Genomic DNA, 24549 nt, shown 5'->3' on the forward strand with positions numbered 1-24549 from the left:
GACGCATGTCCGCCGCCGCGTGGTTGACCCAGCCCCTGCACGCCAGCGCCGTCGGCCTGGCGCTGGCGGCGCTGGTGTGGCTGCTGCATTGGCGCCGCAGCGCGCTCGCGCTCGGCGTGTTGGCCGTGGCGTGGTCGCTGCTGTGGTCGCTGCCGGCCGCGGCCGGCGCGCTGCGCGATTCGCTGCAGCGCGGCTATCTGGGCCAGAGCGCCGAAGGCCTGCCGCAGGCCGACGTGATCGTGGTGCTCGGCGGCGGCATCGGCCGGGTCAGCGCTTTCGCGCGCGGCGACGCCGACGCGCCGGAACTGGCCGGCAACCGCGTCGCCGCGGCCGCGCGCGCCTGGCAGGCCGGACGCGCGCCGGCGATCCTGCTCAGCGGCGGCGCCAGCGCCCGCACGCGCGGGGTCAGCGAAGCGGCGATCATGGCCGATGCGCTGGTCGAGCTCGGCGTACCTCGGCAGGCGCTGGTGCTGGAGGATGCCAGCGGCGACACTCGCGCCAACGCCGAGCGCAGCGCGCGCATCGCCGCCGAACGCGGCTGGAAGCGCGCGATCCTGGTCACCTCGGCCCTGCACATGCCGCGCGCCCTGCAATGGTTCCAGCGCGCCGGGCTGCCGGCGCTGCCGCTGGCGCCGGAGCCGCCGGTCGCGGCAGCGCCGCCGGAGGCGTGGACGCCGTCGATGCGGACCTTGGATGAGAGTGCGCAGGCCTTGCGCGAGTACGCCGGGTTGGTGGTGGCGACGTTCGGGTGAGGTTGCGCGCGCCGGGTATTTCTTCGCTCGCGGGCAGGAGCAAAATCAAAATGGGTTCCGGCTTTCGCCGGAATGACGGGGTGGGGAAACACGGCCATCATCAGCCGTGAGCCATGAGCCATGAGCCATGAGCCATGAGGAGTGAGCCGTAAGCCGGCGCCACTTTCCCCCGTCATTCCGGCGAAAGCCGGAACCCATTTTGATCTTGCCGTTGCTATTGCTGCAGTTGTCGCTGCTACTGCGGCAACCAGCGCCGCGAGCCCAAGCCCGCGGCGCCGTCACGACCGCTTACTCCACCGTAACCGCCTTCGCCAGATTCCGCGGCTTGTCCACATCCGTCCCGCGCGCCAGCGCCGCGTGATACGCCAACAGCTGCACCGGGATCGCATGCACCACCGGCGACAGCACGCCGACATGGCGCGGCGTGCGGATCACGTGCACCTGCTCGGATTCGCCGAAGTGGCTGTCCAGGTCGGCGAATACGAACATCTCGCCGCCGCGCGCGCGCACTTCCTGGATGTTCGACTTCACCTTCTCCAGCAGCTTGTCGTTCGGCGCGATCACCACCACCGGCATCGCCGCGTCCACCAGCGCCAGCGGGCCGTGCTTGAGTTCGCCCGCCGGGTACGCTTCGGCGTGGATGTAGGAGATTTCCTTGAGCTTGAGCGCGCCTTCCAGCGCGATCGGGTAATGCACCCCGCGGCCCAGGAACAGCGCGTGGTGCTTGGGCGCGAAACGCTCGGCCCAGCCGGCCACCTGCGGCTCCAGGTTCAGCGCGTGCTGCACGCTGCCGGGCAGGTGGCGCAGCGCGTCGAGGTATTCGGCTTCCTGTTCGTCGCTGAGCGCGCCGCGCAGCTTGGCCAGGGTCGCGGTCAGGGTGAACAGCGCCACCAGCTGCGTGGTGAAGGCCTTGGTCGAGGCCACGCCGATCTCGGCGCCGGCGCGGGTGTAGTACACCAGCGTGCTCGCGCGCGGGATCGCGCTCTCGGGCACGTTGCAGATCGACAGCGTCTTCTCATGCCCGAGCGACTTGGCGTATTTCAACGCCTCCATCGTGTCGAGCGTTTCGCCGGACTGCGAAATGGTCACGATCAACTGCTTCGGGTTCGCCACCGCCGCGCGGTAGCGGTATTCGCTGGCGATCTCGACCTGGCACGGCAGGCCGGCGATGGCCTCGATCCAGTAGCGCGCGGTCAGGCCGGCGTAGTAGCTGGTGCCGCAGGCCAGGATCTGCACGCCTTCGACGCCGGCGAACACCTCTTCGGCCTTGGCCCCGAACAGCGACGCGCTGAAGCCGTTGTTGTCGATCACCGCCTCGATCGTGTCGGCGATCGCGCGCGGCTGCTCGTGAATCTCCTTCTGCATGAAGTGCCGGTACGGCCCCAGCTCCAGCGAGGCCAGTGACACGTCCGACAGGTGCACTTCGCGCTCGATCGCCGCGCCGCCCGCATCGAACACCCGCACCGCGGCGCGGGTGATCTCGGCGGTGTCGCCCTCTTCCAGGAAGATCACCCGGCGCGTGGCCTGCACGATCGCCGAGACGTCGCTGGCGACGAAGTTCTCGCCCTCACCGAGCCCGACCAGCAACGGGCAGCCCATGCGCGCGGCGATCAAGCGGCCAGGCTCGTTCAAGCTCACCACCGCGATCGCGTACGCGCCGACCAGCTCGCGCGCCGCCGACTGCACCGCGGCGAGCAGATCGAGCCCTTGCCGCAGATGGAAATGCACCAGGTGCGCGATCACTTCGGTGTCGGTCTGCGATTCGAACGCATAACCGGCCGCGCGCAAACGCTCGCGCTGCTCGTCGTGGTTCTCGATGATGCCGTTGTGCACCACCGCCAGTTCGCCGAAGCTGATGTGCGGATGCGCATTGGCCTCGGTGACGCCGCCGTGGGTCGCCCAACGCGTATGGCCGATGCCGACCTGCGCGCTGAAGCCCTCGGCCTGGGCCGCGTTCTCCATCTCCGACACGCGCCCGGTCCGGCGCACCCGGCGCAGTTGCGCGCCGTCGAACACGGCGATGCCCGCCGAGTCGTAACCGCGGTATTCCAGCCGCTTCAGGCCGTCGATCAGGACCGGTACCACATCGCGATCGGCGATCGCGCCAACGATTCCGCACATGCTGAAAAACTCCGGGGGAAGAGTGCCGGCCAGTCTAGCCGGGCCTTCCCCCGGCCGTCGCGAACTGCGTCGCGACGGCGCTACCGCCGGCACAGATCGTTAGCGAACGGTTCAACAAGCCCAATGCGGCGCCCGGCTGCACCGGGAGATCGAACACGTCGGCGTGACCGACGCGTTACACCACCGACGAAGCGGGCGCAGGCCCGAGAGACGGCCGAATGCCGGTATGCGCCGTCATTTCGCCCTGCACTCGAGCACCGCGTGCCTGATCGCGGCGTCCGTCACCGCATAGCCCGCGAGGTGGCCGCATCCGCCGCCGATGCGTTCACCGCAACCCTGAGCCACACAGGTATCGAACACCGCCGCCTGATGGCCCGCCAGGATCCCGTGGGCGCAGTCGCGTCGCGGTCCGACGAACGAATTCAACTCGAGCCGCATCGCCTCGGCCAGGGCGCCATCGACCTCGACCGGAGCAACGTAACGCGGGTCCTTCAGAAAGGCCTCGTCCAGCGCCCGCGAGCACTGCGAGTCCTGGCGCGAGCCGGCGGCACGGGCCCGCTCCTCCATCGCGTCCCTGGCGTCTTCGGCCCTGCCGTCCGCGGCGCATTGCCGGTCGTTGCCGGCGCATCGCCGGATGTCGACGAGCTTGTTGATGGTCTCGGTCGCGCCCGGAGGCGTACCCGTGCCGAACACGGCGCGCACCTCGTCTCCCACGCGCACATCGGCCAAACGTTCCAGCGCCTTCGCCTCGCCGTAGAAGCCGATGTAGACGACGGCGTTTTTCCTGCCGATCGCGATGCGCCCCGGCGAAACTTCGACGATCTTGCCGACGTAGACGCGCTCGTCGGCCCCGGCAGCGGCCGCAGCGGCGAGCAGAAACAGCAACGCAACAACGACGGTGGTCGGTTTCATCGATGGCGGACCTCGATTGCCCAGCGTGGAATAGCGGCGCGCGGATTCGCGCCGACGGCCGACATCGGCACGGCGGCGGTCAAAGCGCCTCGCGGTGGACGACGATGAGCTGTACAGCCTCGCCGCCGCGGTAGTCGTCCGGCTCCAGGCGATAGGCGATGCGCACCCACGGCGGCGGCTTGTTGCCGTCCCAACCGCCGAACTCGATGGCGTTGAGCCGGCGCCCTTCGCAACCCAGTTCCAACTTGAGGTGGCGCTCGCCGATCACGCGCCACGACAGCACTTCGAATTCGCCGTCGAACTGCGGTTCGGCGAAGCCCTGTCCCCACGGCCCGCCGTCGCGCAGCGATTCGGCGTGGCGGCGGTCGAACTCGGCCGGGGCCAGCGCGCCGTCGCTGAGCACGTCGGCCTGCAGCAGCTCCGGCGTCAGCGCCGCGCGCGCGACCGCGTCGAAGGCATCGCGGAACGGTTCGAACGCGTCGCGGTGCAGCGACAGGCCGGCGGCCATGGCGTGGCCGCCGAAGCGTTCGATCAACTCGGGATGGCGCGCGGCGACGTCGGCGAGCGCGTCGCGGATGTGGAAGCCGGGAATCGAACGCGCCGAGCCGCGCAGCTGCGCGCTGCCCGGTTCCGCCGGCGCGAACGCGATCACCGGCCGGTGCAGGCGTTCCTTCATCTTCGAGGCGACCAGGCCGACCACGCCGGGATGCCAGTCCGGATCGAACAGGCACGGCGCCAGCGGCGCGGCGGCCGGATCGAAAGCCACGCGCGCGAACGCGCGCTCGGCCTCGTCGGTCATCTGTTGCTGCACCGCGCGGCGCTCGGCATTGATCTCGTTGAGCGTGCCGGCGATCTCGCGCGCCTGCGCCGGGTTCTCGGTCAGCAGGCATTCGATACCCAGCGCCATGTCCTCCAGGCGGCCGGCGGCGTTGAGCCGCGGCGCCAGCGCGTAGCCGATGTCGGCGGCGGTGAGGCGGCGGTGATCGCGCTGCGATACTTCGATCAGCGCGCGCAGGCCGGCGCAGCCGTGGCCCGCGCGCAAGCGGCGCAAGCCGGCGGCGACCAGGGCGCGGTTGTTCGGGTCCAGCGGAACCAGGTCGGCGACGGTGCCGACCGCGACCAGGTCGAGCAATTGGCTCAGGTCCGGGCCGATGCCGCCGGCGCCGAACGCGCCGGCTTCGCGCAGCCGCCGGCGCAGCGCCAGCAGCACGTAGAACATCACTCCGACGCCGGCCAGCATCTTGCTCGGGAAGGCGTCGCCGGGCTGGTTCGGATCGACGATGGCGTCGGCCTGCGGCAGGCGCTCGCCGGGCAAATGGTGGTCGGTCACCAACACCTGCCAGCCGCGCGCGCGCGCCGCTTCGATGCCGGCGTGACAGGCGATGCCGTGGTCGACGGTCACCAACAGATCCGGTTGCAGCCGCGCCAGCTCATCGACCAACGCCGGCGACAGGCCGTAGCCGTGGACGATGCGGTTGGGCACCGCGTGCGACACCCGCTTCGCGCCGAGCATGCGCAGCCCGCGCACGCCGACCGCGCAGGCGGTGGCGCCGTCGCAATCGAAGTCGCCGACCACCAGGATGTGGCGGTCGGCGGCGATCGCCTCGGCCAGCAGTTCGGTCGCCTTGTCCAGGCCGAGCATGCCGTCCGGCGGCAGCAGTTGGGCGAGCTTGGGCTGGGCCTGTTCGACGCAGGTCGCGCCGCGCGCGGCATAGATCCGCTGCAGCAACGGCGGAATCGAGTCGGGCCACTGCGGCCCGTGTGCGTCGGCCGCCGGCTCGCGCCGGCGCAGGCGCGCGGCGGGCTTCAACGCCGCGGCTCCGGCGACGGCGATGGCATGCGCGCGTTCAATCCAGCAACGAGCGCAACGGCTTGCGCCAGAACCGCCAGCGCTGCGAGCGCGCCAGTTCGAAACGCTCGCCGTCGGCGCACAGCGCCGCCACGCGCGCGAGCGCGCCGCGGTCGAGCGCCTGCGCCAGCGGTTGCAGCCAGTCGCGCTGGATCAGGGCGAGGTCGCGCTGCGCGCGCAGGTCGAACAGGCACGCGCCTTCGACAGCGGCGCCCTCGCCCGCCGGCTCGGTCCAGGCGTGCGGCAAGGGACCGCTGGAGATGCCGGCCTGGGCGCCGAACGCGGTCAGCGCCTCGTCGTCGCTGTACACGCCGGCGTAGTCGCAGCGCACCCGGTCCGGCAGCGCGCCCGCGCCCCAGAACCACAGCGAATTGACCGGAGCCAGCCCGGCTTCGGCGCGGGCCAGGTTGTGCGGATGGTTGTGCAGCACCACCTGCGCCTCGCTCAGCAGCGCGCGCCAGCGGCGGCCTTCGGCGCCCTCGCCTTCGGGCAGGTGCTGGAACATATCTTCGCCCAGCGCTTGCTCGGGCGAGACGAAGCGCGGCAGCCGGGTTTCGCGCGGCAGCGCCACGTACCAGCGATCCGGCGCGGGCGCGTCGATGGGAAAACCGGCATCGCCGAACAACGGCTTGAGCGCCGGCAGCAGCGCGGCGCTGTCGCGTTCGCTCAACGACAGCGCGCGGCCGTAGGCGAGCAGGCGCGCGCCGTTGATGTCGGGACGCACATAGACCGGATCGGCGCGCAGCCACGCGCCATGGGCGGCATCGCCGGCGTCGCGCTGGCGGGTGGCCGCGGCCACCGGCCAGCCGCGCGGCAGGAGGTCGAACGCGCGCGCGGCCGGATCGGCCGCCTCGACCGTGCGGTCGGCGCGGCCGAAGCGCAGACCCAGCGCTTCGCCCAGGCGTTGGCCGCCGAAGCGTTCGCGCGCGGGCAGCAACAGGTCGACGCGGTTCATGGCGTGCGGATGGGCGTGCGGATGTGTGTGTCGACCGGCGCGGCTCAGCCTTCGTAGCTGACGCCGACGATCTCGTACTCGCGGGTGCCGCCCGGGGCCTCGATGACGACGGTGTCGCCCTCGTTCTTGCCGATCAGCGCGCGCGCCACCGGCGAGGAAATCGCGATCAGGCCCAGCTTGATGTCGGCTTCCAGGTCGCCGACGATCTGGTAGCGCTTTTCTTCGTCGGTCTCGGTGTCGGCCAGTTCGACGTTGGCGCCGAACACCACCTTGGAACCGGCGTTGAGGGTGCTGGTGTCGATGATCTGGGCGTGCGACAGCTCGGCCTCGAGCTGCTTGATGCGGCCTTCGATGAAGCCCTGCTGCTCGCGCGCGGCGTGGTACTCCGCGTTTTCCTTCAGGTCGCCGTGGGCGCGCGCTTCGGCGATCGCGTTGATCACGGCCGGGCGCTTGACCGACTTGAGTTCTTCCAGTTCGGCGCGCAGGCGCAGCGCGCCCTTGGCGGTAATGGGTGCTCTCATTCCTTGGTTCCTCTGCGGTGCGACGCCGGGCGGATCCTTGGGCCCGGCGCGGTTGTTTCGAAGATGTGTCCAGGGGCATTGTGCCGGGGAAGCCCGGCGGAAGACAGCCCTTGAAATCCGAAGGTAAACGCCTGTGGGAGGGCCTTCAGGCCCGGTGCTTTGGTCACAGATCGGCGCGATCTGGCCGGAAAGCATCGGGCCTGAAGGCCCTCCCACAAAAGCGGGCCCGGACGGCGCCGGGCGGGATCGACCGGCTCGCGCCGATCGATCCTGCCAAATCAGCGCGAACCAGCGCTGATCAGCGTCCGCCGATCTGCGCGTGCAGTTCCTGCAGCGACCACACCGGCCCCTGGCCGCGGTAGTCGAGCGAGTTGACCAGCGCGCGCGCGCCCGACACGGTGGTCGAATAGGTCACCCGCTGCTGCAGCGCCTCGCGCCGGATCGAGAACGAATCCGAGATCGCCTGGCGGCCTTCGGTGGTGTTGATGATGTAGACGATCTCGCCGTTCTTGATCAGGTCGACGATGTGCGGGCGGCCTTCGGTGACCTTGTTGATCGACTCGCAGGCCACGCCGTGCTCGGCGAAGAACGCCTGGGTGCCGCTGGTGGCGACCAGGCCGTAGCCGCGGCGCGCCAGTTCCTGCGCCACCGGCAGCACGCGCTGCTTGTCCGGATCGCGCACGGAGATGAACACCTTGCCCACCGGCGGCGCCTTGATGCCGCCGGCCTCCTGCGCGCGCGCCATCGCCGCGCCGAAGTTCTGGCCCACGCCCATCACCTCGCCGGTGGAGCGCATCTCCGGCCCGAGGATCGGATCGACGCCCTGGAACTTGGCGAACGGGAAGATCGCTTCCTTGACCGAGTAGTAGTCCGGCACGATCTCGTCGACCGCGTCCTGCGAGGTCAGGGTCTGGCCGACCATGCAGCGCGCGGCGATCTTGGCCAGCGCCATGCCGGTGGCCTTGGACACGAACGGCACGGTGCGCGAGGCGCGCGGGTTGACCTCGATCAGGTAGATGGTTTCGTTGCCGTCGGCGTCGGTCTGGATCGCGAACTGGGTGTTCATCAGGCCCACGACCTTGAGCGCCTTGGCCAGCGCCACCACCTGCTCGCGCAGCCGTTCCTGGGTGGCCGGCGACAGCGAATACGGCGGCAGCGAGCACGAGGAGTCGCCCGAGTGCACGCCGGCCTCCTCGATGTGCTCCATGACGCCGCCGATCAGCACCCGGCCTTCGCGGTCGGCGATCACGTCGACGTCGACTTCCACGGCGTTGTCGAGGAAGCGGTCCAGCAGCACCGGCGAATCGTTGGAGACCTTGACCGCGTCGCGGATGTAGCGGCTCAGGTCGGCGTCGGAGTAGACGATCTCCATCGCCCGGCCGCCGAGCACGTAGCTCGGGCGCACCACCAGCGGATAGCCGATCTGCGAGGCCAGGGCCAGCGCCTCGTCGGGATTGCGCGCGGTGCGGTTGAGCGGCTGGGCCAGGCCCAGCTCCTGCACCAGCTTCTGGAAGCGCTCGCGGTCCTCGGCCAGGTCGATGCTGTCCGGGGTGGTGCCGACGATCGGCACGCCGTTGGCTTCCAGCGCGCGCGCCAGCTTCAGCGGGGTCTGGCCGCCGTACTGCACGATCACGCCCTTGGGCTTTTCCAGATCGGCGATTTCGAGCACGTCTTCCAGCGTCAGCGGCTCGAAGTACAGGCGGTCGGAGGTGTCGTAGTCGGTCGACACGGTCTCCGGGTTGCAGTTGACCATGATGGTTTCATAGCCGTCCTCGCGCAGGGCGAGCGCGGCGTGCACGCAGCAATAGTCGAACTCGATGCCCTGGCCGATGCGGTTGGGGCCGCCGCCGAGCACGATGATCTTGTCGCGGCCGGTCGGGTTGGCTTCGCACTCGTCCTCGTAGGTCGAGTACATGTAGGCGGTGGTGGTGGCGAATTCGGCGGCGCAGGAATCCACCCGCTTGTACACCGGGCGCACGCCGAACGCGCGGCGCAGGGTGCGCACCGCGGTCTCGTCGGTGCCGGTCAGCTGGGCCAGGCGCGCGTCGGAGAAGCCCATGCGCTTGAGCGCGCGCATGCGGGCCTTGTCGAGCGCGCCCAGGCCGGCGTCGGCGACCTCGCGTTCGGTCGCGATCAGTTCCTCGATCTGGTCGAGGAACCACGGATCGACGAACGACAGCGCGTGCACGTCCTCGACGCTGAGGCCGGCGCGGAACGCGTCGCCGATGTAGAACATCCGCTCCGGGCCCGGTTCCTTGAGCTCGCGCTTGAGCACGGCCAGATCGCTGTCGCTGGACAGGTCCAGGCCGGTCGGGTCGAGGCCGACCTTGCCGGTCTCCAGCCCGCGCAGCGCCTTGTGCAGCGATTCCTGGAAGGTGCGGCCCATCGCCATGACTTCGCCGACCGACTTCATCTGCGTGGTCAGGCGCGCGTCGGCCTGCGGGAACTTCTCGAACGCGAAGCGCGGGATCTTGGTGACCACGTAATCGATCGACGGCTCGAACGACGCCGGGGTCGCGCCGCCGGTGATCTCGTTGCGCAGTTCGTCCAGGGTGTAGCCGACCGCGAGCTTGGCCGCGATCTTGGCGATCGGGAAGCCGGTCGCCTTCGACGCCAGCGCCGAGGAGCGCGACACGCGCGGATTCATCTCGATCACCACCACGCGGCCGTTCTGCGCGTTGATGCCGAACTGCACGTTGGAGCCGCCGGTGTCGACGCCGATCTTGCGCAGCACCGCGATCGAGGCGTCGCGCAGGCGCTGGTATTCCTTGTCGGTCAGGGTCTGCGCCGGGGCGACGGTGATCGAGTCGCCGGTGTGCACGCCCATCGCGTCGAAGTTCTCGATCGAGCAGACGATGATGCAGTTGTCCGCGGTGTCGCGGACCACTTCCATCTCGAACTCCTTCCAGCCCAGCACCGACTCCTCGACCAGCACTTCGGTGGTCGGCGACAGTTCCAGGCCGCGGGTGACGATCTCGATCAGCTCTTCGCGGTTGTAGGCGATGCCGCCGCCGCTGCCGCCGAGGGTGAAGCTGGGGCGGATGATGGTCGGGTAGCCGACCCGCGCCTGGATCTCGATCGCCTCTTCCAGCGTGCGCGCGACCGCGGCGCGCGGACATTCCAGGCCGATCTCGCTCATCGCCACGCGGAACAGCTCGCGGTCCTCGGCCATGCGGATGGCATCGCGCTTGGCGCCGATCAATTCGACGTTGTACTTCTCCAGCACGCCGTTGTCGGCCAGGTCCAGCGCGCAGTTCAGCGCGGTCTGGCCGCCCATGGTCGGCAGCAGCGCGTCGGGCTTTTCCTTGGCGATGATCTTCTCGACCGTCTGCCAGTTGATCGGCTCGATATACACGGCGTCGGCCATGTTCGGGTCGGTCATGATCGTGGCGGGGTTGGAGTTGACCAGGACCACGCGATAGCCCTCGTCGCGCAGCGCCTTGCACGCCTGCGCGCCGGAGTAGTCGAACTCGCAGGCCTGGCCGATCACGATCGGACCTGCGCCGATGATCAGGACGGTTTTGATGTCGGTACGCTTGGGCATGTCAGCTCCGGGACTGGGGACCTGGGACCGGGGACCCGGTCTCCAGTCGTTGAATGAGTGAACGATGCAGCTTGTGCAGCATCTTGCTTACTCGCTCCGCAGTTTCCATTGTGGACTCCGCGGCAACAGGATCGGCTAGTGAAAGTTCCACCGCCAAGGTGAGCTGTGTCTGTAACTCGGCAACGGAACCGCATGCCATGGCGATGAAACGGGCGTAATCGCGAGTCGAGGCGCGCGCATTGCCTTCGGCGATGTTCGAAGGAATCGAAACGGCCGCCCTTTGCAACTGCGAGCTCAAGCCATACCGCTCTTCCTTCGGAAAGCCAACCGTCAGGGAATAAACCGCCTTGGCAAGATCCATCGACAAGCGCCAGACGTCCAATTCCCGAAAATGGCTCGGACTCAAACCGCCCTCTCCCGGTCCCCGGTCCCCGGTCCCCGGTCCCGCATCGATTCGACGAAGCGGTCGAACAGCGGCGACACGTCGTGCGGGCCGGGGCTGGCTTCCGGGTGGCCCTGGAAGCTGAAGGCCGGCGCGTCGGTCAGCGCGATGCCCTGGTTGCTGCCGTCGAACAGCGAGCGATGGGTCACGCGCACGTTCGCCGGCAGGCTCGCTTCATCGACCGCGAAACCGTGGTTCTGCGAGGTGATCATGACCCGGCCGCTGTCGAGATCCTGGACCGGATGGTTGGCGCCGTGGTGGCCGAACTTCATCTTCAGCGTCTTCGCGCCCGAAGCCAGGCCGAGCAGCTGGTGGCCGAGGCAGATGCCGAAGGTCGGGATCTTCTTGGCGACGAATTCCTTGATCGCGGCGATCGCGTAGTCGCACGGCTCCGGATCGCCCGGGCCGTTGGACAGGAACACGCCATCGGGCTTGAGCGCCAGCACGTCCGCGGCCGAGGTCTGCGCCGGCACCACGGTGATGCGGCAGCCGCGTTCGGCGAGCATGCGCAGGATGTTGAGCTTGACGCCGAAGTCGTAGGCGACGACGTGGAAGCGCGGCGGCGCGTTCACGAACGCGTTGCGGTCGAGGTCGAGCTGGCCTTCGGTCCATTCGTAGCGCTCGCGCGTGCAGACTTCCTTGGCCAGGTCCATGCCCTTGAGGCCGGGGAACTTGCGTGCGGCTTCCAGCGCCTTGTCCACATCGATCTCGCCGGCCATCAGCGCGCCGTTCTGCGCGCCGGTATCGCGCAGCAGGCGGGTCAGCTTGCGCGTGTCGATGTCGGCGATGGCGACCACGCCGCGGTCGGCCAGCCACTGCGGCAGCGCGATCTGGCTGCGCCAGTTGCTGGGGCGGCGCGGCACGTCGCGCACGATCAGGCCGGACGCCCAGACCTGGCGGGCTTCGTCGTCCTGATCGGTCACGCCGGTGTTGCCGACGTGCGGATAGGTCAGCGTCACCAACTGGCGCGCGTACGACGGGTCGGTGAGGATTTCCTGGTAGCCGGTGATGGCGGTGTTGAATACGACTTCGCCGACGCTGAGGCCGGGCGCGCCTACGGAAACGCCCTCGAACACGGTGCCGTCTTCGAGAGCGAGGATTGCGGGTTGGGTCACGGGGGTCGCCTTGGCTGCCGGAGGAACTGATCCCGTTGCGGCTACGGCAAAACGCAGTTGCAGCAAAGCGCGGACGCGGTGCTGGACCGGTCCGGCGTTGGGATTCAGGCGAGCCGGAATTCTATCTGCGATGGGCCCCGGGCGCCAGTATTAATGTGGCGGGGAGATGACGATCCGGCGGGGTCGGCGGCGCGGTTGGCTGAACGGAATCGGGGTCGCCGGGGCCGGTTTGGCTGAACGCAGCGCGTGGGGCGGCGCCTGAATCGGGCGGACGCGGTGGCGGGCGGGTTCGCGGTCGCGGCTCGCGCCGCTCCTACAGGGGCTCCGGCCGGTTTCGTTTGCGACTGTAGGAGCGGCGCGAGCCGCGACCGCGACCCCTCGCCGCCCGGCGCCACCGCCCTACCCGGCCGCCGCCTTCACAGATTCGGAAACATCAGCTCCGCCAGCCCATACCGCCCCGGCGCCTGCTGCGCCACCCGCACCGCCGCCTCCAGCGCGCCGCGGGCGAAGATGTCGCGGTTGCTGGCGCGGTGGATCAGCTCCAGCCGCTCGCCCGGCGCGGCGAACTGCACGGTGTGCTCGCCGACGATGTCGCCGGCGCGCAGGCTGGCGTAGTGCGGCTCGCTGCCGCGGCCGATCGCCACCGCCGCGCCCAGGTGCAACGCCGTGCCCGAGGGCGCGTCGAGCTTGCGGGTGTGGTGGGCCTCGACCACGTCGCAGTCCCAGCCCGGCAGCGCCGCGGCGGCGCGGCGCACCAGTTCGGTCAGCACCGCCACGCCGAGGCTGTAGTTGGCGGCCCAGACCACGCCGATGCCGGCCGCGGCGTCGTTGATCGCCGCGTTCTGCGCCGAGGACAGGCCGGTGGTGCCCGACACCAGCGCCTTGCCGCGCGCCGCGCACAGCGCCAGCACCGGGTCGAAGCCGTCGGGCAGGCTGAAGTCGACCGCAACGTCGAACTCCGGCGCGCCGCCGAGTTCGGCCGCGGCGAAGTGCGGCACGCCGTCGATGACCCGTTGGCTCGGCTGCGAGCGCGAATACGCGGCGACCACGACCAGGTCGTCGCGTTCGCGCGCGAGCCGCAGCAAGGCCTGGCCCATGCGCCCGCTGGCGCCGTGGATGAGGAGTCGGATCGGGGTCTTGGCGGTGTCGTTCATGCGCGCAGGCTAGCCGTTGCGGCCGGCGCAAAACAAGCCGGCGGCGCGCGAAAAACAGACCGGGCCGGCGAAAACGAACGAGGCCGGCGCTTGGCCGGCCCCGCGCGGTCCGCCGCGGCGAACGCTTACTGGTAGATCACCTGCGCCTTCAGGTTCGGCACCACCTTGCGCGCGAATTCCGAATAGCCGCGGTTGTACTCGCCGGTGCACACCGGCCCGACGGTGGCGTCCTCGATCACCCGGTGCGCGTGCAGCACATTGCCTTCCAGGCGATAGCTCGCCTCGTAGCGCGAACCATTGGACTCCAGCTTCAGGTCCTGCGGCTTGGCCAGCACTTTCACCGTCTTCGGGAACTCGATCCGGTAGGTCTCTTCCGAGCGGCCGCCGCCGCACAGGCCGTCGCCTTCGTCCTTGAGCTCCGGGACCTGGCCGCTGCCGACCAGGGCGGCGACCGGCTGCGGGGTCATGAACATCGGGCCGAGCGGGAACGCGCCGGGCATCTGCACCGCCTGCTTGGCGTCGATCTCGACCTGGTAACGGTGCTGGCTGCGCAGCGGCTTGGGATCGTCCTGGCGGAAACTGCCGGTGGCCTGCACGCCGTTGCGCTCGAACACCTTCTTGACCAGCTCGGCGGCGTCCTTGTCGGTGAGCTCGCGCAGGCCGGCGCGGAACTCCATCGCCGGACGGCCGTCGAGCTCGACCTTCATCGTGCCCTTGACGCTGCCGTCCTCGGCGATGACCAGTTGGGTGTCCATGCGCTGGCGGTTGGCCAGCTTGACCGGCGCCGGTGTACGCGCCTCCAGCTCCGGGCGATCCACCCGCAGCACCGGCTTGCCGGACACCGCCCACGGCAGCTCGCCGAAGGCGATGCCCTTGGCGGTGGCGTCCAGGTACAGGTCCAGGCCCGGCAGGTAATTGAGGACGTGGTTGACCGCCGAGGCCACCGGCACCGGCGCCAGCTTGTAGGTCGTGCCGGAATTGATCAGCGCCTGGGTCGCCTCGATGCCCTTGGCCGCGAGCAGCGCCTGCAGCAGGGTCGCGTGGTCCTTGCAGTCGCCGATGCGGTTGTCGAGCACGAAGTCCTGGTCGCGCGGCACCACCGCGCCCAGGCCGATGCAGTTGCCGGCGTAGTTGATGTTCAGCGACACCCATTCGTACAGCGCCTGGGCGATCTCGCGCTGGCCGGTCTTGCCTGCGGCGATCTCGTCTGCGAGCTTGCGCACGCGCGCGGTCGGCACCGCCTTGGGCAGCGCGCGCTCGCCGTAGACGCGGGCGATGTCGCCGTAGCTGGCGAAGGTCGACACCGAGGCGCCGTTGGTGCGGGTCAGGTCGAACGGCGCGGCGGCCTGCGGCTCGAACACCTTGGGCTCGCGGTTGCTGTAGCTCCATTCGAGGATGCGGCGGTCGCCGACGACCTCGTCGCGCACGGTCTTGAGCGCGCCGTAGGACTCCTTGCGGATCTTCATCGAGACCGGCAGGTCGTACTTGAGCTTCATCTCGCCGAGGTAGGCGTAGTCGCTGAAGCTGCCGGTGTCGGAAAACTGGCCTTCGAACATCGGCTGCTTGCCGACCAGGCGGTAGTTCAGCACCACGGTGTCGCCGACGGCGACGTCGGCGAACACCAACTGGGTGGTGGCGATATCGGAGAACGCCGGCCCGCCGTCGCCGCGGCCGTCGTTGGTCTGCACCTGGTAGTTCGACTTGGGCACCGCGATGCGGCGGCCGTCGGCCTTGAGCGTGTAGGCCTCGACCACCTCCAGCGTCTGCAGGCTGGCGCTGTAATCGATGGAGTCGTACTTGGCGCGCTCGACCGCGTCCTCGCGCAGCACCTTCAGCGCCGACTCGCGCTGTTCGACGTAGGCGCCGTTAGGCTGCACGGTGTAGGTGTAATGCATGCGCTCCAGGCGCGCCGGTTGTTCCTCGGCGCGACCGGCTGGCTTGGCGGCGGCGGCGGCTTGCGCCGGCGCGGCGGCGGCCGGTGCGCCCGGCTTGGCCTGGCTGTCGGCCTGAGCGAACGCGGCGCCGTTCGCGGCGAGCGCCGCGGCCAGCGCCACAGACAATGCGGCCGAACGCCGCGGCATGACGATGCGCATCCTTTCTTCCCCTGATCCTTGATCGACGATGGTCGGCGCCGCTGCGGCGCCGCAGGCGGTTTTCTATCACATCGTCGCGGCGAACGTGCGCGCGCGCAAATAAAAAGCGAGCCGAAGCTCGCTTTCTTGTTCGCGGCATCCATACGCGCCGAGGCGATGCGACGATGGCCCAGGTGGGCCCAGCCGCGATTCTGGCTCCGTCGGCCGCAGGGACCGACCGGCCCCGCGTCGGCCAGGCACGTCCGCGGTCGCCGCCGGGGACTGCCCCGACCAACCAAGTCGCCCAAGCCACTTCGACCGCCGACCGTTACTTACCCGCTTTGCTGTCTTTGCGTCAGTGCGTCAATACAAAGTGGATATTGAGCCTGTAGGTCGCTTTCACCGCCTCGCCGCCCTGCCGCCCCGGCTGCCAGCGCGGCATCTTCCGGACGAGCCGTTCCGCTTCGGCGCCGCAACCGCCGCCGATGTCCCGCACGATCAGGATGTTCTGGATCGTCCCGTCGACATCGACGTCGAAATCGACGACCACCGCGCCCTGCACTTCGTCTTGCACCGCCTTCGCGGGATATTGCAGGTTGTTGCCGAGATAGGCCCTGAGCGCCGCTTCGCCTCCGGGAAACTGCGGCGCCTGTTCGGCCTGCCGCGGCGTCGCGGGCGTGAAGGTGGGCGGCGGAGCCGGCATCTCGGCTCCCGGCTTCGGCTCCTCGATAACCACCACCGGAACCGGCGGCGGCGGCGCGCCGTCCTCGTCCGCGGACTGTTTTTCTTGCGCGGCCGTGGCGGTAAAACACAGGCAAAGCAACGACAACGACGATGCCTTTGCGAATAGCGCGAGCGCTCCCTGTCTCATGTCCCTGTCCTTTGGTCGCCGAAGATCGGCAAAAAGACCTTAGCGGCTTTCCATAACGGCGACCAGCGCCCGTTCGGGCGCGCATGCGCGCATCGGCCGCGGCACGTCGCTGCAGGCGGCCGGCCCAAAGGGCGGGCGATGCCGGCGTCGTGCCGCGCCGGCCGCATACGCAAAGGCCCCGACCGATCGGTCGAGGCCTTCGCTGATGCGGGTACAACGCTTTATCGCTTTGGGGTCAGGAGGTCATCCGGTCCCAGAACCCCTTGACCCCGTCGATGAAGGTCGAGGAACGCGGCGAATGCTTGCGCGCGCCTTCGCCGACGAAGGTCGCCTCGAACTTCTCCAGCAACTCTCGCTGCTCGACGGTGAGGTTGACCGGGGTCTCCACCGCGACCCGGCAGTACAGATCGCCGGGCTTGCGGCTGCGCACCGACTTGACGCCCTTGTCGCGCAAGCGGAACAGCTTGCCGCTCTGGGTCTCGGCCGGGATGCGCAGCTCGACTTCGCCGCCGAGCGTGGGCACCCGCACGATGTCGCCGAGCGCGGCCTGGGAAATGCGGATCGGCACTTCGCAATGCAGGTCGTCGCCGTCGCGCTGGAAGATCTCGTGCTCGCGCACGCGCACTTCCACGTACAGGTCGCCCGGCGGCGAACCGGTCGGGCCGGCTTCGCCCTCGCCGGTGAGGCGGATGCGGTCGCCGTTGTCGACGCCGGCGGGAATCTTGACCTGCAGGGTCTTGGTCCGCTCGACCCGGCCCTGGCCGTGGCAGTCGCCGCAGGGGTTGGCGATGGTCTGGCCGCGCCCGTTGCAGTGCGGGCAGGCCTGCTGCATCGAGAAGATGCCGCGCTGGAAACGCACCTGGCCGCGGCCGTTGCAGGTGGTGCAGGTCTCGATCTTGCCGTCGGCCGAGCCCGAGCCCTTGCAGGTCTCGCACTCGTCCAGGGTCGGGATCTCGATCTGCTTCTCGACCCCGCCGACCGCCTCTTCCAGCGACAGCTCCATCACGTAGCCGATGTCGGCGCCGCGACGCGGGCCGCGCGCGCCGCCGCCGCCCCCACCGCCGAAAATGTTGCCGAAGATGTCGCCGAAGATGTCGCCCATGTCGGCGAAGCCCGGGCCGGCACCGCCGCCGCCCATGCCGTGCTCGAACGCGGCGTGGCCGTGCTGGTCGTACACGCGGCGCTTGGACGCGTCGGACAGGACCTCGTAGGCCTCCTTGCATTCCTTGAACGAGGCCTCGGCGGCCTGGTCGCCGGGATTGCGGTCCGGGTGGAACTTCATCGCGCAGCGGCGATAGGCCTTCTTCAGGTCGTCGTCGCTGGCGTTGCGTTGCACGCCCAGCACTTCGTAGTAGTCGCGTTTGCTCATCGGCGGGAATCGGCAGTCGGAAGTGGGAATCGTCGGATCGAAAGCGCACGACCCGCCTGGTTACGGCGGGCCGCGAACAATGCAAGAACGGGGAACCGGGCTTGCGGCGGGTCGCGGCGATACCGCGGTCGACCCATCATCCCGATCCCCCATTCCCTGCTTACTTCTTGTCGTCCTTCACTTCGGTGAACTCCGCATCGACCACGTCGTCGGACTTGGCCGCGGCGCCGGCGTCGCCGGCCGGAGCGTCCTCGCCCGGCTGACCGGCGCTGGCGGCGGCCAGCACCGACTGCGCGGCCTCTTCCAGCGCGCGCGACTTGGCCTCGATCTGGCCCTTGTCGTCGCCCTTCATCGCGGTCTCCAGCTCGGCGATCGCCGCTTCGGCGCGGCCGATGGCCTCGCCCGGGATCTTCTCGCCGTGCTCCTTGATCGCGCTGCGGGTGCTGTGGATCAGCGCGTCGGCGTGGTTGCGCGCCTGCACCAGCTCATGGAACTTCTGGTCTTCCTCGCGGTTGGCTTCCGCGTCGGCGACCATCTTGGCGATCTCTTCCTCGGACAGGCCGGAACCGGCCTTGATCTCGACCTTCTGTTCCTTGTTGGTCTTCTTGTCCTTGGCGCTGACGTGCAGGATGCCGTTGGCGTCGATGTCGAACGACACCTCGACCTGCGGCATGCCGCGCGGCGCCGGCTCGATGCCGGACAGGTCGAAGCGCGCCAGCGACTTGTTGTAGCGGGCCTGCTCGCGCTCGCCCTGCAGCACGTGCACGGTGACCGCGGACTGGTTGTCCTCGGCGGTGGAGAAGGTCTGCGAAGCCTTGGTCGGAACGGTGGTGTTCTTCTCGATGATCTTGGTGAACACGCCGCCGAGGGTTTCGATGCCCAGGCTCAGCGGGGTCACGTCGAGCAGCAGCACGTCCTTGACCTCGCCGGCCAGCACGCCGCCCTGGATCGCCGCGCCGACGGCGACGGCTTCGTCCGGGTTGACGTCCTTGCGCGGTTCCTTGCCGAAGAACTCGGCCACGGCCTGGCCGACCTTCGGCATGCGGGTCTGGCCGCCGACCAGGATCACCTCGGCGATGTCGCTGGCGCGCAGGCCGGCGTCGTTGAGCGCGATGCGGCACGGCTCGATGGTCTTCTTGATCAGGTCCTCGACCAGCGACTCCAGCTTGGCCCGGGTCAGCTTGATGTTGAGGTGCTTCGGGCCCGAGGCGTCGGCGGTCACGTACGGCAGGTTGACTTCGGTCTGCTGCGAGGACGACAGCTCGATCTTGGCGCGCTCGGCCGCGTCCTTCAGGCGCTGCAGCGCCAGCGGGTCCTTGCGCAGGTCGATGCCCTGGTCCTTGTTGAACTCGTCGACCAAGTAGTCGATGACGCGCTTGTCGAAGTCTTCGCCGCCGAGGAAGGTGTCGCCGTTGGTCGACAGCACTTCGACCTGCATTTCGCCGTCGACCGACGCGATCTCGATGATCGACACGTCGAAGGTGCCGCCGCCGAGGTCGTAGACCGCGACCTTGCGGTCGCCGCCCTTCTTGTCCATGCCGTAGGCCAGCGCGGCCGCGGTCGGCTCGTTGATGATGCGCTTGACCTCCAGGCCCGCGATCTTGCCGGCGTCCTTGGTCGCCTGGCGCTGGCTGTCGTTGAAGTAGGCCGGCACGGTGATCACCGCCTCGGTGACCGGCTCGCCCAGGTAGGCTTCGGCGGTCTTCTTCATCTTGCCCAGCACTTCGGCCGAGATCTGCTGCGGCGCCATCTTCTTGCCGTCGGCGGTCGCGACCCAGGCGTCGCCGTTGTCGTGCGGGACGATCGCGTAGGGCACCAGGCCCAGGTCCTTCTGCACTTCGGCGTCGGTCATCTTGCGGCCGATCAGGCGCTTGACCGCGTAGAAGGTGTTCTTCGGGTTGGTCACCGCCTGGCGCTTGGCCGAGGCGCCGACCAGGACTTCGCTGTCCTTGGTGAAGGCGACGATGGACGGCGTGGTGCGGTCGCCTTCCGAGTTCTCGATGACCTTGGCCTTGCCGCCTTCCATGATCGCGACGCAGGAATTGGTCGTGCCCAGGTCGATGCCGATGATCTTGCCCATGCTGTTGCTCCCTCTCTAATGCTGGAATGTTGGGGGCGGCGCGGAATGCCGCAGGCCGCCGATGTTCGTTATTTGGGGCCCGGTGCCGGGCAGTTCAAGCGCCCGTGCCCTGCCCCGATGTACTGAAAAACCCAGATTCGCTTCCCGTTGCGGACGCCTTGCGCGCGGCCCCCGCCGCGACGCCCGCGGGAGGCGGCTCAGGCGTCCTGGGCGACCACGACCAGGGCCGGGCGCAGTAGGCGCTCGTTGAGCAGCCAGCCCTTCTGGTAGACCTGGACCACGTGGTTCGGCGCCACGCCCGGCGCCGGCACCATGCTCATGGCCTGGTGGTGCTCGGGATTGAAGGGCTGGCCGACCGGATCGACCGCGACCAGGCCGTTGTCGGCGCCGACCTTGAGCAGCTGGCGCAGGGTCAGTTCCATGCCCTGGCGCAGCGCGCTGGCGTCGCCGCCGGCGGCGGCCAGGCCGGCCTCCAGGCTGTCGATCACCGGCAGCAGGTCGCCGAGCAGGCGCTCGTTGGCGAACTTGCGCGCCATCTCGATATCGCGGACCACGCGCTTGCGCTGGTTCTCCAGCTCGGCGCGCTCGCGCAGCGAGTCCTCGCGCAGCTTGTTCATTTCCGAACGCAGGGCCTCGACCTCGGACATCGCCGCGCCGGCGGCGGCCACCGGGTCCTGGGCCTCAGGGTTCACATCGGGGTTGGGATCGTTTGGGTTCATGCTGGTTCCTTGCGGCAGTCCGCGACTGGGCCAGCTATGGGGGCCGGGGACGGGCATTCAAGAGGCGGCGGCCGAATGGGGGCGCGACAACGGCGGTGAACTGCGGCGATCGTGCGGGATCGGCGCCCAGCTGCGCGGTTCGCGTCGCATTTTGGAACAATCGGCCTGGAGCGCCAGGCCAGCCCTAGACTTTTGTGGGAGGGCCGCTTCTGTGGGAGGGCCTTCAGGCCCGACGCTCTTGTGCCCGATCGCCGCGATCCGACCGAAAAGCCTCGGGCCTGAAGCCCCCCCACAAAAGCCCCGGGCCTGAAGGGTTCGCCGCGACGCCGGGCCTACTCGCCTTCGCCCACCGCCCCCTCGCCCGCCTGAAACGCGTCGCCGAGCGCGTCGGCCGCGGCCTGCACTACCGGGATCACCCGTTCGTAGGCCATCCGGGTCGGCCCGATCACCCCGAGCACGCCCAGCACCCGTCCGCCGGCGCCGTAGGGCGCGGTCACCAGCGACACCCCTTCCAGCGGCGCCAGCCCGGTTTCCTCGCCGATGAAGATGCGCATGCCCGGCGCGCGCACGGTGCGTTCGAGCAGTTGCAGGATCTCGCGCTTGCGGGCGAAGGCCTCGAACAGCTCGCGCAGCCGGTCCAGGTCGGCCAGCTCCTGCACGCCCATCAGCCGGGTCTGTCCGGCCAGGACCATGTCGTCGCCGTCCGGCGCCAGCGCCTGCTCGGCCAGCTCCATCGACTGCGCCAGCAGCGCCTGCATTTCCGATTGGGCGTTGCGCAGTTCCAGCAGCAGGCTGGCGCGGATCTCGGCCACCGGCCGGCCGGCGAAGTGGGTGTTGAGGTAGTTGCCGACCCGTTCCAGCTCGCCGGCCTCGAACGGGCGGCGGGTCTGGATGATGCGGTTCTGCACTTCCTGATCGGCGAACACCAGGATCGCCAGCACCCGCTGCGCGTCCAGCGGCACGAATTCGATCCGGCGGAACGCGAACTGCTCGCGCTTGGGCACGCTGACCACGCCGACGAAGTGGGTCATCGCCGACAGCAGCTCCGACGCGCTGCCGAGCAGGGCCTGGGTGCCCGAACCGGGCGGCAGCTCGCTGCGCAGCCGCGCCACCTCGCCCTCGGGCAGCGGCCGCACCTGCAGCAGCGAATCGACGAACAGCCGGTAGCCCTGCGCGGTGGGGATGCGCCCGGCCGAGGTGTGCGGTGCGCTGAGCAGGCCGGCCTCTTCCAGGTCGGAGAGGATGTTGCGGATTGTCGCCGCGCTGACGTCCAGGCCGGCATGCCGGGCCAGGGTCTGCGACCCGACCGGCTCGCCGCTGTGGATGTAGCGGCCGATCAGCGCGCGCAACAGCTGGCGCGCGCGCGGGTCGAGGGCGGGGTCGTTGGCTCGGCGGTTCATGCAGGCGATATATGCGCGGCGGCGGCTGGGTGCAAGCGGGCGGGTCGGGTTGCGGGCGGGAATGGGATCGTGGGCGTTGGTGGTGGCGGCCGCGGTGGCTGCCGTGGCCGCCCACCCCGACCCCGCGTCATCGACTGCGGCCATACTGACGCCCCCGACCGACGCCCGCCCGCGTCTCACCCGCTGATACACCCTCTCCCTACCCTCGCGCCCGCCGCGCGCCCATTCCCAGCCACGGCCCCTCCCAGGCACAATCGCCGCCGCATGCTCGCCCATCTATCGCTCAAGCAATTCGCCGTCGTCACTGCCGCCGAGCTCAGCTTCGGCCCGGGCCTCACCGTCATCTCCGGCGAAACCGGCGCCGGCAAGTCGTTGCTGGTCGATGCGCTCGGCCTGCTCAGCGGCCTGCGCGCCGACAGCGGCGTGGTCCGCCACGGCGCCGACCGCGCCGAGCTGGTCGCCGACTTCACCCTCGACGACGCCCCGCTCGCCACCGCCTGGCTGGCCGAGAACGAACTCGACGAAACCGGCGACGGCGACGCCCCGGTCTGCCAGATCCGCCGGGTGATCCGCGCCGACGGCGGTTCGCGCGCCTGGGTCAACGGTCGCCCGGTCACCCTGAGCCAACTCGGCGAACTGGCCTCGCGCCTGGTCGAGATCCACGGCCAGCACGAACACCAGGCCCTGCTCACCCGCGCCAGCCAGCTCGACCTGCTCGACGCCTACGGCCGCCACGAGGCCGCGCGCGAGCCGGTCGCCGCCGCCGCGCGCGCCTGGAGCGCGCTGCTGCGCGAACGCGACGGGCTGGTCGCCCAGGGCGACGTCTCCGACCGCATCGGCTGGCTCGAACACCAGCACGCCGAACTCGAACGCGAGGCGCTGGAACCCGAGGCCATCGCCAAGCTCAATGCCGACCATCGCCGCCACGCCCACGCCGCCGGCCTGATCGCCGCCTGCGAAGGCGCGTTCGCGCGCATCGGCGGCGACGAAGGCCCCTCGCTGACCCGCACCCTGCAGCAAGTGCGCGGCGACCTGCAGCGGGTCGCCGAGCACGAACCGCGCCTGGCCGAAGTCGACGCCATGCTCGACAACGCCGCGATCCAGGTCGACGAGGCGTTGAGCCTGCTCGACCGCGTGCGCGACGATCTCGACCTCGACCCGGCCGAATTCGAACGCATCGAAGCCCGGCTCGGCCGCCTGCACGAACTGGCGCGCAAGCACCGGGTCGCGCCCGAACAACTGGCCGCCACCCGCGACGGCGTCGGCGCCGAGCTGGAACAACTGCGCGGCGCCGGCGAACGCCTGGACGCGCTCGACGCCGAGATCGGCGCCGCGCGCAAGCGCTGGCGCCAGGCCGCCGATGCGCTCGGCCGCGCCCGCCGCGACGCCGCCGCCTCGCTGTCGGCGCGCACCACCGAACTGATCGGCGAACTGGGCATGGGCGGCGGCCGCTTCGCCGTCGAGATCGAGCCGCAGGAAGACGACCGGCCCGACCCGAACGGCGCCGAACGCGTCGAGTTCATGGTCGCCGCCAACCCCGGCCAACCGCCGCGGCCGCTGCGCAAGGTCGCCTCCGGCGGCGAACTCTCGCGCATCTCGCTGGCGATCGAAGTCGCCGCGTTCGGCCTGGACGCGGTGCCGACCATGGTGTTCGACGAAGTCGACACCGGCATCGGCGGCGCCGTGGCGGAAATAGTCGGTCAAAAGCTGCGCGCCTTGGGCGGCAGCCGCCAGGTGCTGTGCGTGACCCACCTGGCCCAGGTCGCGGCCCAGGGCCACGCCCACTACCGCGTCGCCAAGGCCGCCAGCGAAGGCGTCACCCAGAGCGCGGTGCAGGTGCTGGCGTCCAAGCAGCGCGAGGAAGAACTGGCGCGCATGCTCGGCGGCGTGGAGCTGACGAAAGAAGTGCGCGCGGCAGCGCGGCGCTTGCTGGCCGATGTGGGGTGAGGCGGGGACCGGGGACCGGGGACCGGGGACCGGGGAAAGCATGATCGGGTTCGAACTGACGCCACGTGCTCAACTGAAAACCTGCATCGCAAAAAGCGAAAGGCCCGTCGCATCCGACGGGCCTTTCGCTTTCGGGTCCCAGGTCCCGGGTCCCCGGTCCCGCCAATCACCGCTTCTTGCGCACGTACAGCACCAGCGAATGTTCCTCGATCAGGTAACCGTGCTCGGCCGCGATCTTGCGTTGCAGCTCCTCGATCTCCGAGCTTTCGAACTCGATGATCTTGCCGCTGTCGATGTCGACCATGTGGTCGTGGTGATGGCCGCGGTCGAGCTCGTAGACCGACTGGCCGGCCTCGAAGTTGTGCTTGAGCACCAGGCCGGCGGATTCGAACTGGGTCAGCACCCGGTAGACCGTGGCCAGGCCGATGTCCTCGCCCTTCTCCAGCAACATCCGGTAGATGTCTTCCGCGGTCATGTGCCGCGGCTTGGCGCTCTCCAGCAACTCGAGGATCCGCATGCGCGGATGGGTGACCTTGAGTCCGGCGTTGCGCAGGTCCTGAGATTCCATGGGGGTACGTCCCTTCGATGACTTTGGACCGGCGCGGGCCGGTCCGGATGGAGACCGGCTGGCCGTCGCCGCGAAGGGCGCACTGGGCGGGCGGGCCGGAATGGCGGATGAACGCGAGGGGCCGCCCCGCGCCGCGATCCGCCCTTGGTGGGGTCGGG

Annotated in this window: 21 protein-coding genes; 4 read left to right on the forward strand and 17 right to left on the reverse strand. The window is 69.6% G+C overall.

The genetic code is table 11. The features are described 5' to 3' along the window. Window positions 1–5: 5 nt before the first annotated feature. A complete protein-coding gene (locus tag JHW41_RS14120) occupies window positions 6–752 on the forward strand; it encodes a YdcF family protein (RefSeq protein WP_250442751.1) in 747 nt (248 codons plus the stop codon). A 288-nt stretch (window positions 753–1040) separates the two neighbouring features. On the opposite strand, the gene glmS is transcribed toward JHW41_RS14120, so the two are convergent. From glmS to greA, 5 genes are all read right to left on the reverse strand, one after another. Next, window positions 1041–2873, reverse strand: a complete 1833-nt coding sequence (gene glmS / locus JHW41_RS14125; protein WP_250442753.1) for a glutamine--fructose-6-phosphate transaminase (isomerizing) — start codon at window positions 2871–2873, stop codon at window positions 1041–1043. A gap of 234 nt (window positions 2874–3107) precedes the next feature. Further along, a complete protein-coding gene (locus tag JHW41_RS14130) occupies window positions 3108–3785 on the reverse strand; it encodes a hypothetical protein (protein ID WP_250442754.1) in 678 nt (225 codons plus the stop codon). A gap of 79 nt (window positions 3786–3864) precedes the next feature. Then, window positions 3865–5619, reverse strand: coding sequence for a single-stranded-DNA-specific exonuclease RecJ (recJ, locus tag JHW41_RS14135; RefSeq protein WP_428995546.1), 1755 nt, complete (start codon window positions 5617–5619; stop codon window positions 3865–3867). A gap of 13 nt (window positions 5620–5632) precedes the next feature. Beyond that, window positions 5633–6589, reverse strand: a complete 957-nt coding sequence (locus tag JHW41_RS14140) for a phosphoglycerate mutase (protein ID WP_250442758.1) — start codon at window positions 6587–6589, stop codon at window positions 5633–5635. 44 nt (window positions 6590–6633) lie between these two features. Next, the gene (gene greA, locus JHW41_RS14145) at window positions 6634–7110 is read right to left on the reverse strand and encodes a transcription elongation factor GreA (RefSeq protein WP_057947391.1); all 477 of its coding nucleotides are present in this window, start codon (window positions 7108–7110) and stop codon (window positions 6634–6636) included. A gap of 178 nt (window positions 7111–7288) precedes the next feature. Between greA and JHW41_RS27030 the strand changes: the two genes are divergently transcribed. Next, window positions 7289–7408 carry a hypothetical protein gene (locus JHW41_RS27030; protein ID WP_428995547.1) on the forward strand — a complete coding sequence of 40 codons (120 nt, stop codon included), beginning with the start codon at window positions 7289–7291 and terminating at the stop codon, window positions 7406–7408. Here JHW41_RS27030 and carB read toward each other — a convergent pair whose 3' ends face one another. From carB to JHW41_RS27035, 10 genes are all read right to left on the reverse strand, one after another. Then, window positions 7409–10654, reverse strand: a complete 3246-nt coding sequence (carB, locus tag JHW41_RS14150) for a carbamoyl-phosphate synthase large subunit (protein WP_250442760.1) — start codon at window positions 10652–10654, stop codon at window positions 7409–7411. A 1-nt stretch (window position 10655) separates the two neighbouring features. Next, on the reverse strand, window positions 10656–11015 hold the full coding sequence (locus JHW41_RS14155) for a four helix bundle protein (protein WP_231783983.1): 360 nt from the start codon (window positions 11013–11015) through the stop codon (window positions 10656–10658). A gap of 41 nt (window positions 11016–11056) precedes the next feature. Further along, complete coding sequence (gene carA, locus JHW41_RS14160) at window positions 11057–12211, reverse strand: glutamine-hydrolyzing carbamoyl-phosphate synthase small subunit (protein WP_057947389.1); 1155 nt, start codon at window positions 12209–12211, stop codon at window positions 11057–11059. A gap of 416 nt (window positions 12212–12627) precedes the next feature. Then, window positions 12628–13365 (reverse strand): 4-hydroxy-tetrahydrodipicolinate reductase, encoded by a 738-nt coding sequence (gene dapB, locus JHW41_RS14165; protein WP_057947388.1) that lies wholly within the window; start codon window positions 13363–13365, stop codon window positions 12628–12630. Window positions 13366–13490: 125 nt separating this feature from the next. After that, window positions 13491–15458, reverse strand: coding sequence for a DUF3857 domain-containing transglutaminase family protein (locus JHW41_RS14170; RefSeq protein WP_250442762.1), 1968 nt, complete (start codon window positions 15456–15458; stop codon window positions 13491–13493). Between the two features lie 334 nt (window positions 15459–15792). Further along, a complete protein-coding gene (locus tag JHW41_RS14175; RefSeq protein ID WP_250442763.1) occupies window positions 15793–16308 on the reverse strand; it encodes a TonB family protein in 516 nt (171 codons plus the stop codon). A gap of 235 nt (window positions 16309–16543) precedes the next feature. After that, entirely contained in the window at window positions 16544–17677 is a 1134-nt protein-coding gene (gene dnaJ / locus JHW41_RS14180) for a molecular chaperone DnaJ (protein ID WP_057947385.1), read from the reverse strand. Between the two features lie 160 nt (window positions 17678–17837). Further along, entirely contained in the window at window positions 17838–19757 is a 1920-nt protein-coding gene (gene dnaK, locus JHW41_RS14185) for a molecular chaperone DnaK (protein ID WP_250442766.1), read from the reverse strand. A gap of 197 nt (window positions 19758–19954) precedes the next feature. After that, the gene (grpE, locus tag JHW41_RS14190; RefSeq protein WP_078999438.1) at window positions 19955–20476 is read right to left on the reverse strand and encodes a nucleotide exchange factor GrpE; all 522 of its coding nucleotides are present in this window, start codon (window positions 20474–20476) and stop codon (window positions 19955–19957) included. Between the two features lie 57 nt (window positions 20477–20533). Beyond that, complete coding sequence (locus JHW41_RS27035; RefSeq protein ID WP_428995548.1) at window positions 20534–20734, reverse strand: DUF6053 domain-containing protein; 201 nt, start codon at window positions 20732–20734, stop codon at window positions 20534–20536. Between JHW41_RS27035 and JHW41_RS27040 the strand changes: the two genes are divergently transcribed. Next, the gene (locus JHW41_RS27040; RefSeq protein ID WP_428995549.1) at window positions 20688–20786 is read left to right on the forward strand and encodes a DUF6053 domain-containing protein; all 99 of its coding nucleotides are present in this window, start codon (window positions 20688–20690) and stop codon (window positions 20784–20786) included. The genes JHW41_RS27035 and JHW41_RS27040 overlap by 47 nt on opposite strands. 22 nt (window positions 20787–20808) lie before the next feature. On the opposite strand, the gene hrcA is transcribed toward JHW41_RS27040, so the two are convergent. Next, window positions 20809–21876 carry a heat-inducible transcriptional repressor HrcA gene (gene hrcA, locus JHW41_RS14195; RefSeq protein ID WP_250442768.1) on the reverse strand — a complete coding sequence of 356 codons (1068 nt, stop codon included), beginning with the start codon at window positions 21874–21876 and terminating at the stop codon, window positions 20809–20811. Between the two features lie 264 nt (window positions 21877–22140). Here hrcA and recN point away from each other — a divergent pair, with 264 nt between their 5' ends. Then, a complete protein-coding gene (recN, locus tag JHW41_RS14200; RefSeq protein WP_078999432.1) occupies window positions 22141–23823 on the forward strand; it encodes a DNA repair protein RecN in 1683 nt (560 codons plus the stop codon). 166 nt (window positions 23824–23989) lie between these two features. On the opposite strand, the gene fur is transcribed toward recN, so the two are convergent. Further along, on the reverse strand, window positions 23990–24391 hold the full coding sequence (fur, locus tag JHW41_RS14205) for a ferric iron uptake transcriptional regulator (RefSeq protein WP_057947380.1): 402 nt from the start codon (window positions 24389–24391) through the stop codon (window positions 23990–23992). Between the last annotated feature and the right edge of the window lie 158 nt (window positions 24392–24549).

The sequence above is a fragment of the Lysobacter enzymogenes genome, assembly GCF_023617245.1.
GTDB classification, from domain to species: domain Bacteria; phylum Pseudomonadota; class Gammaproteobacteria; order Xanthomonadales; family Xanthomonadaceae; genus Lysobacter; species Lysobacter yananisis.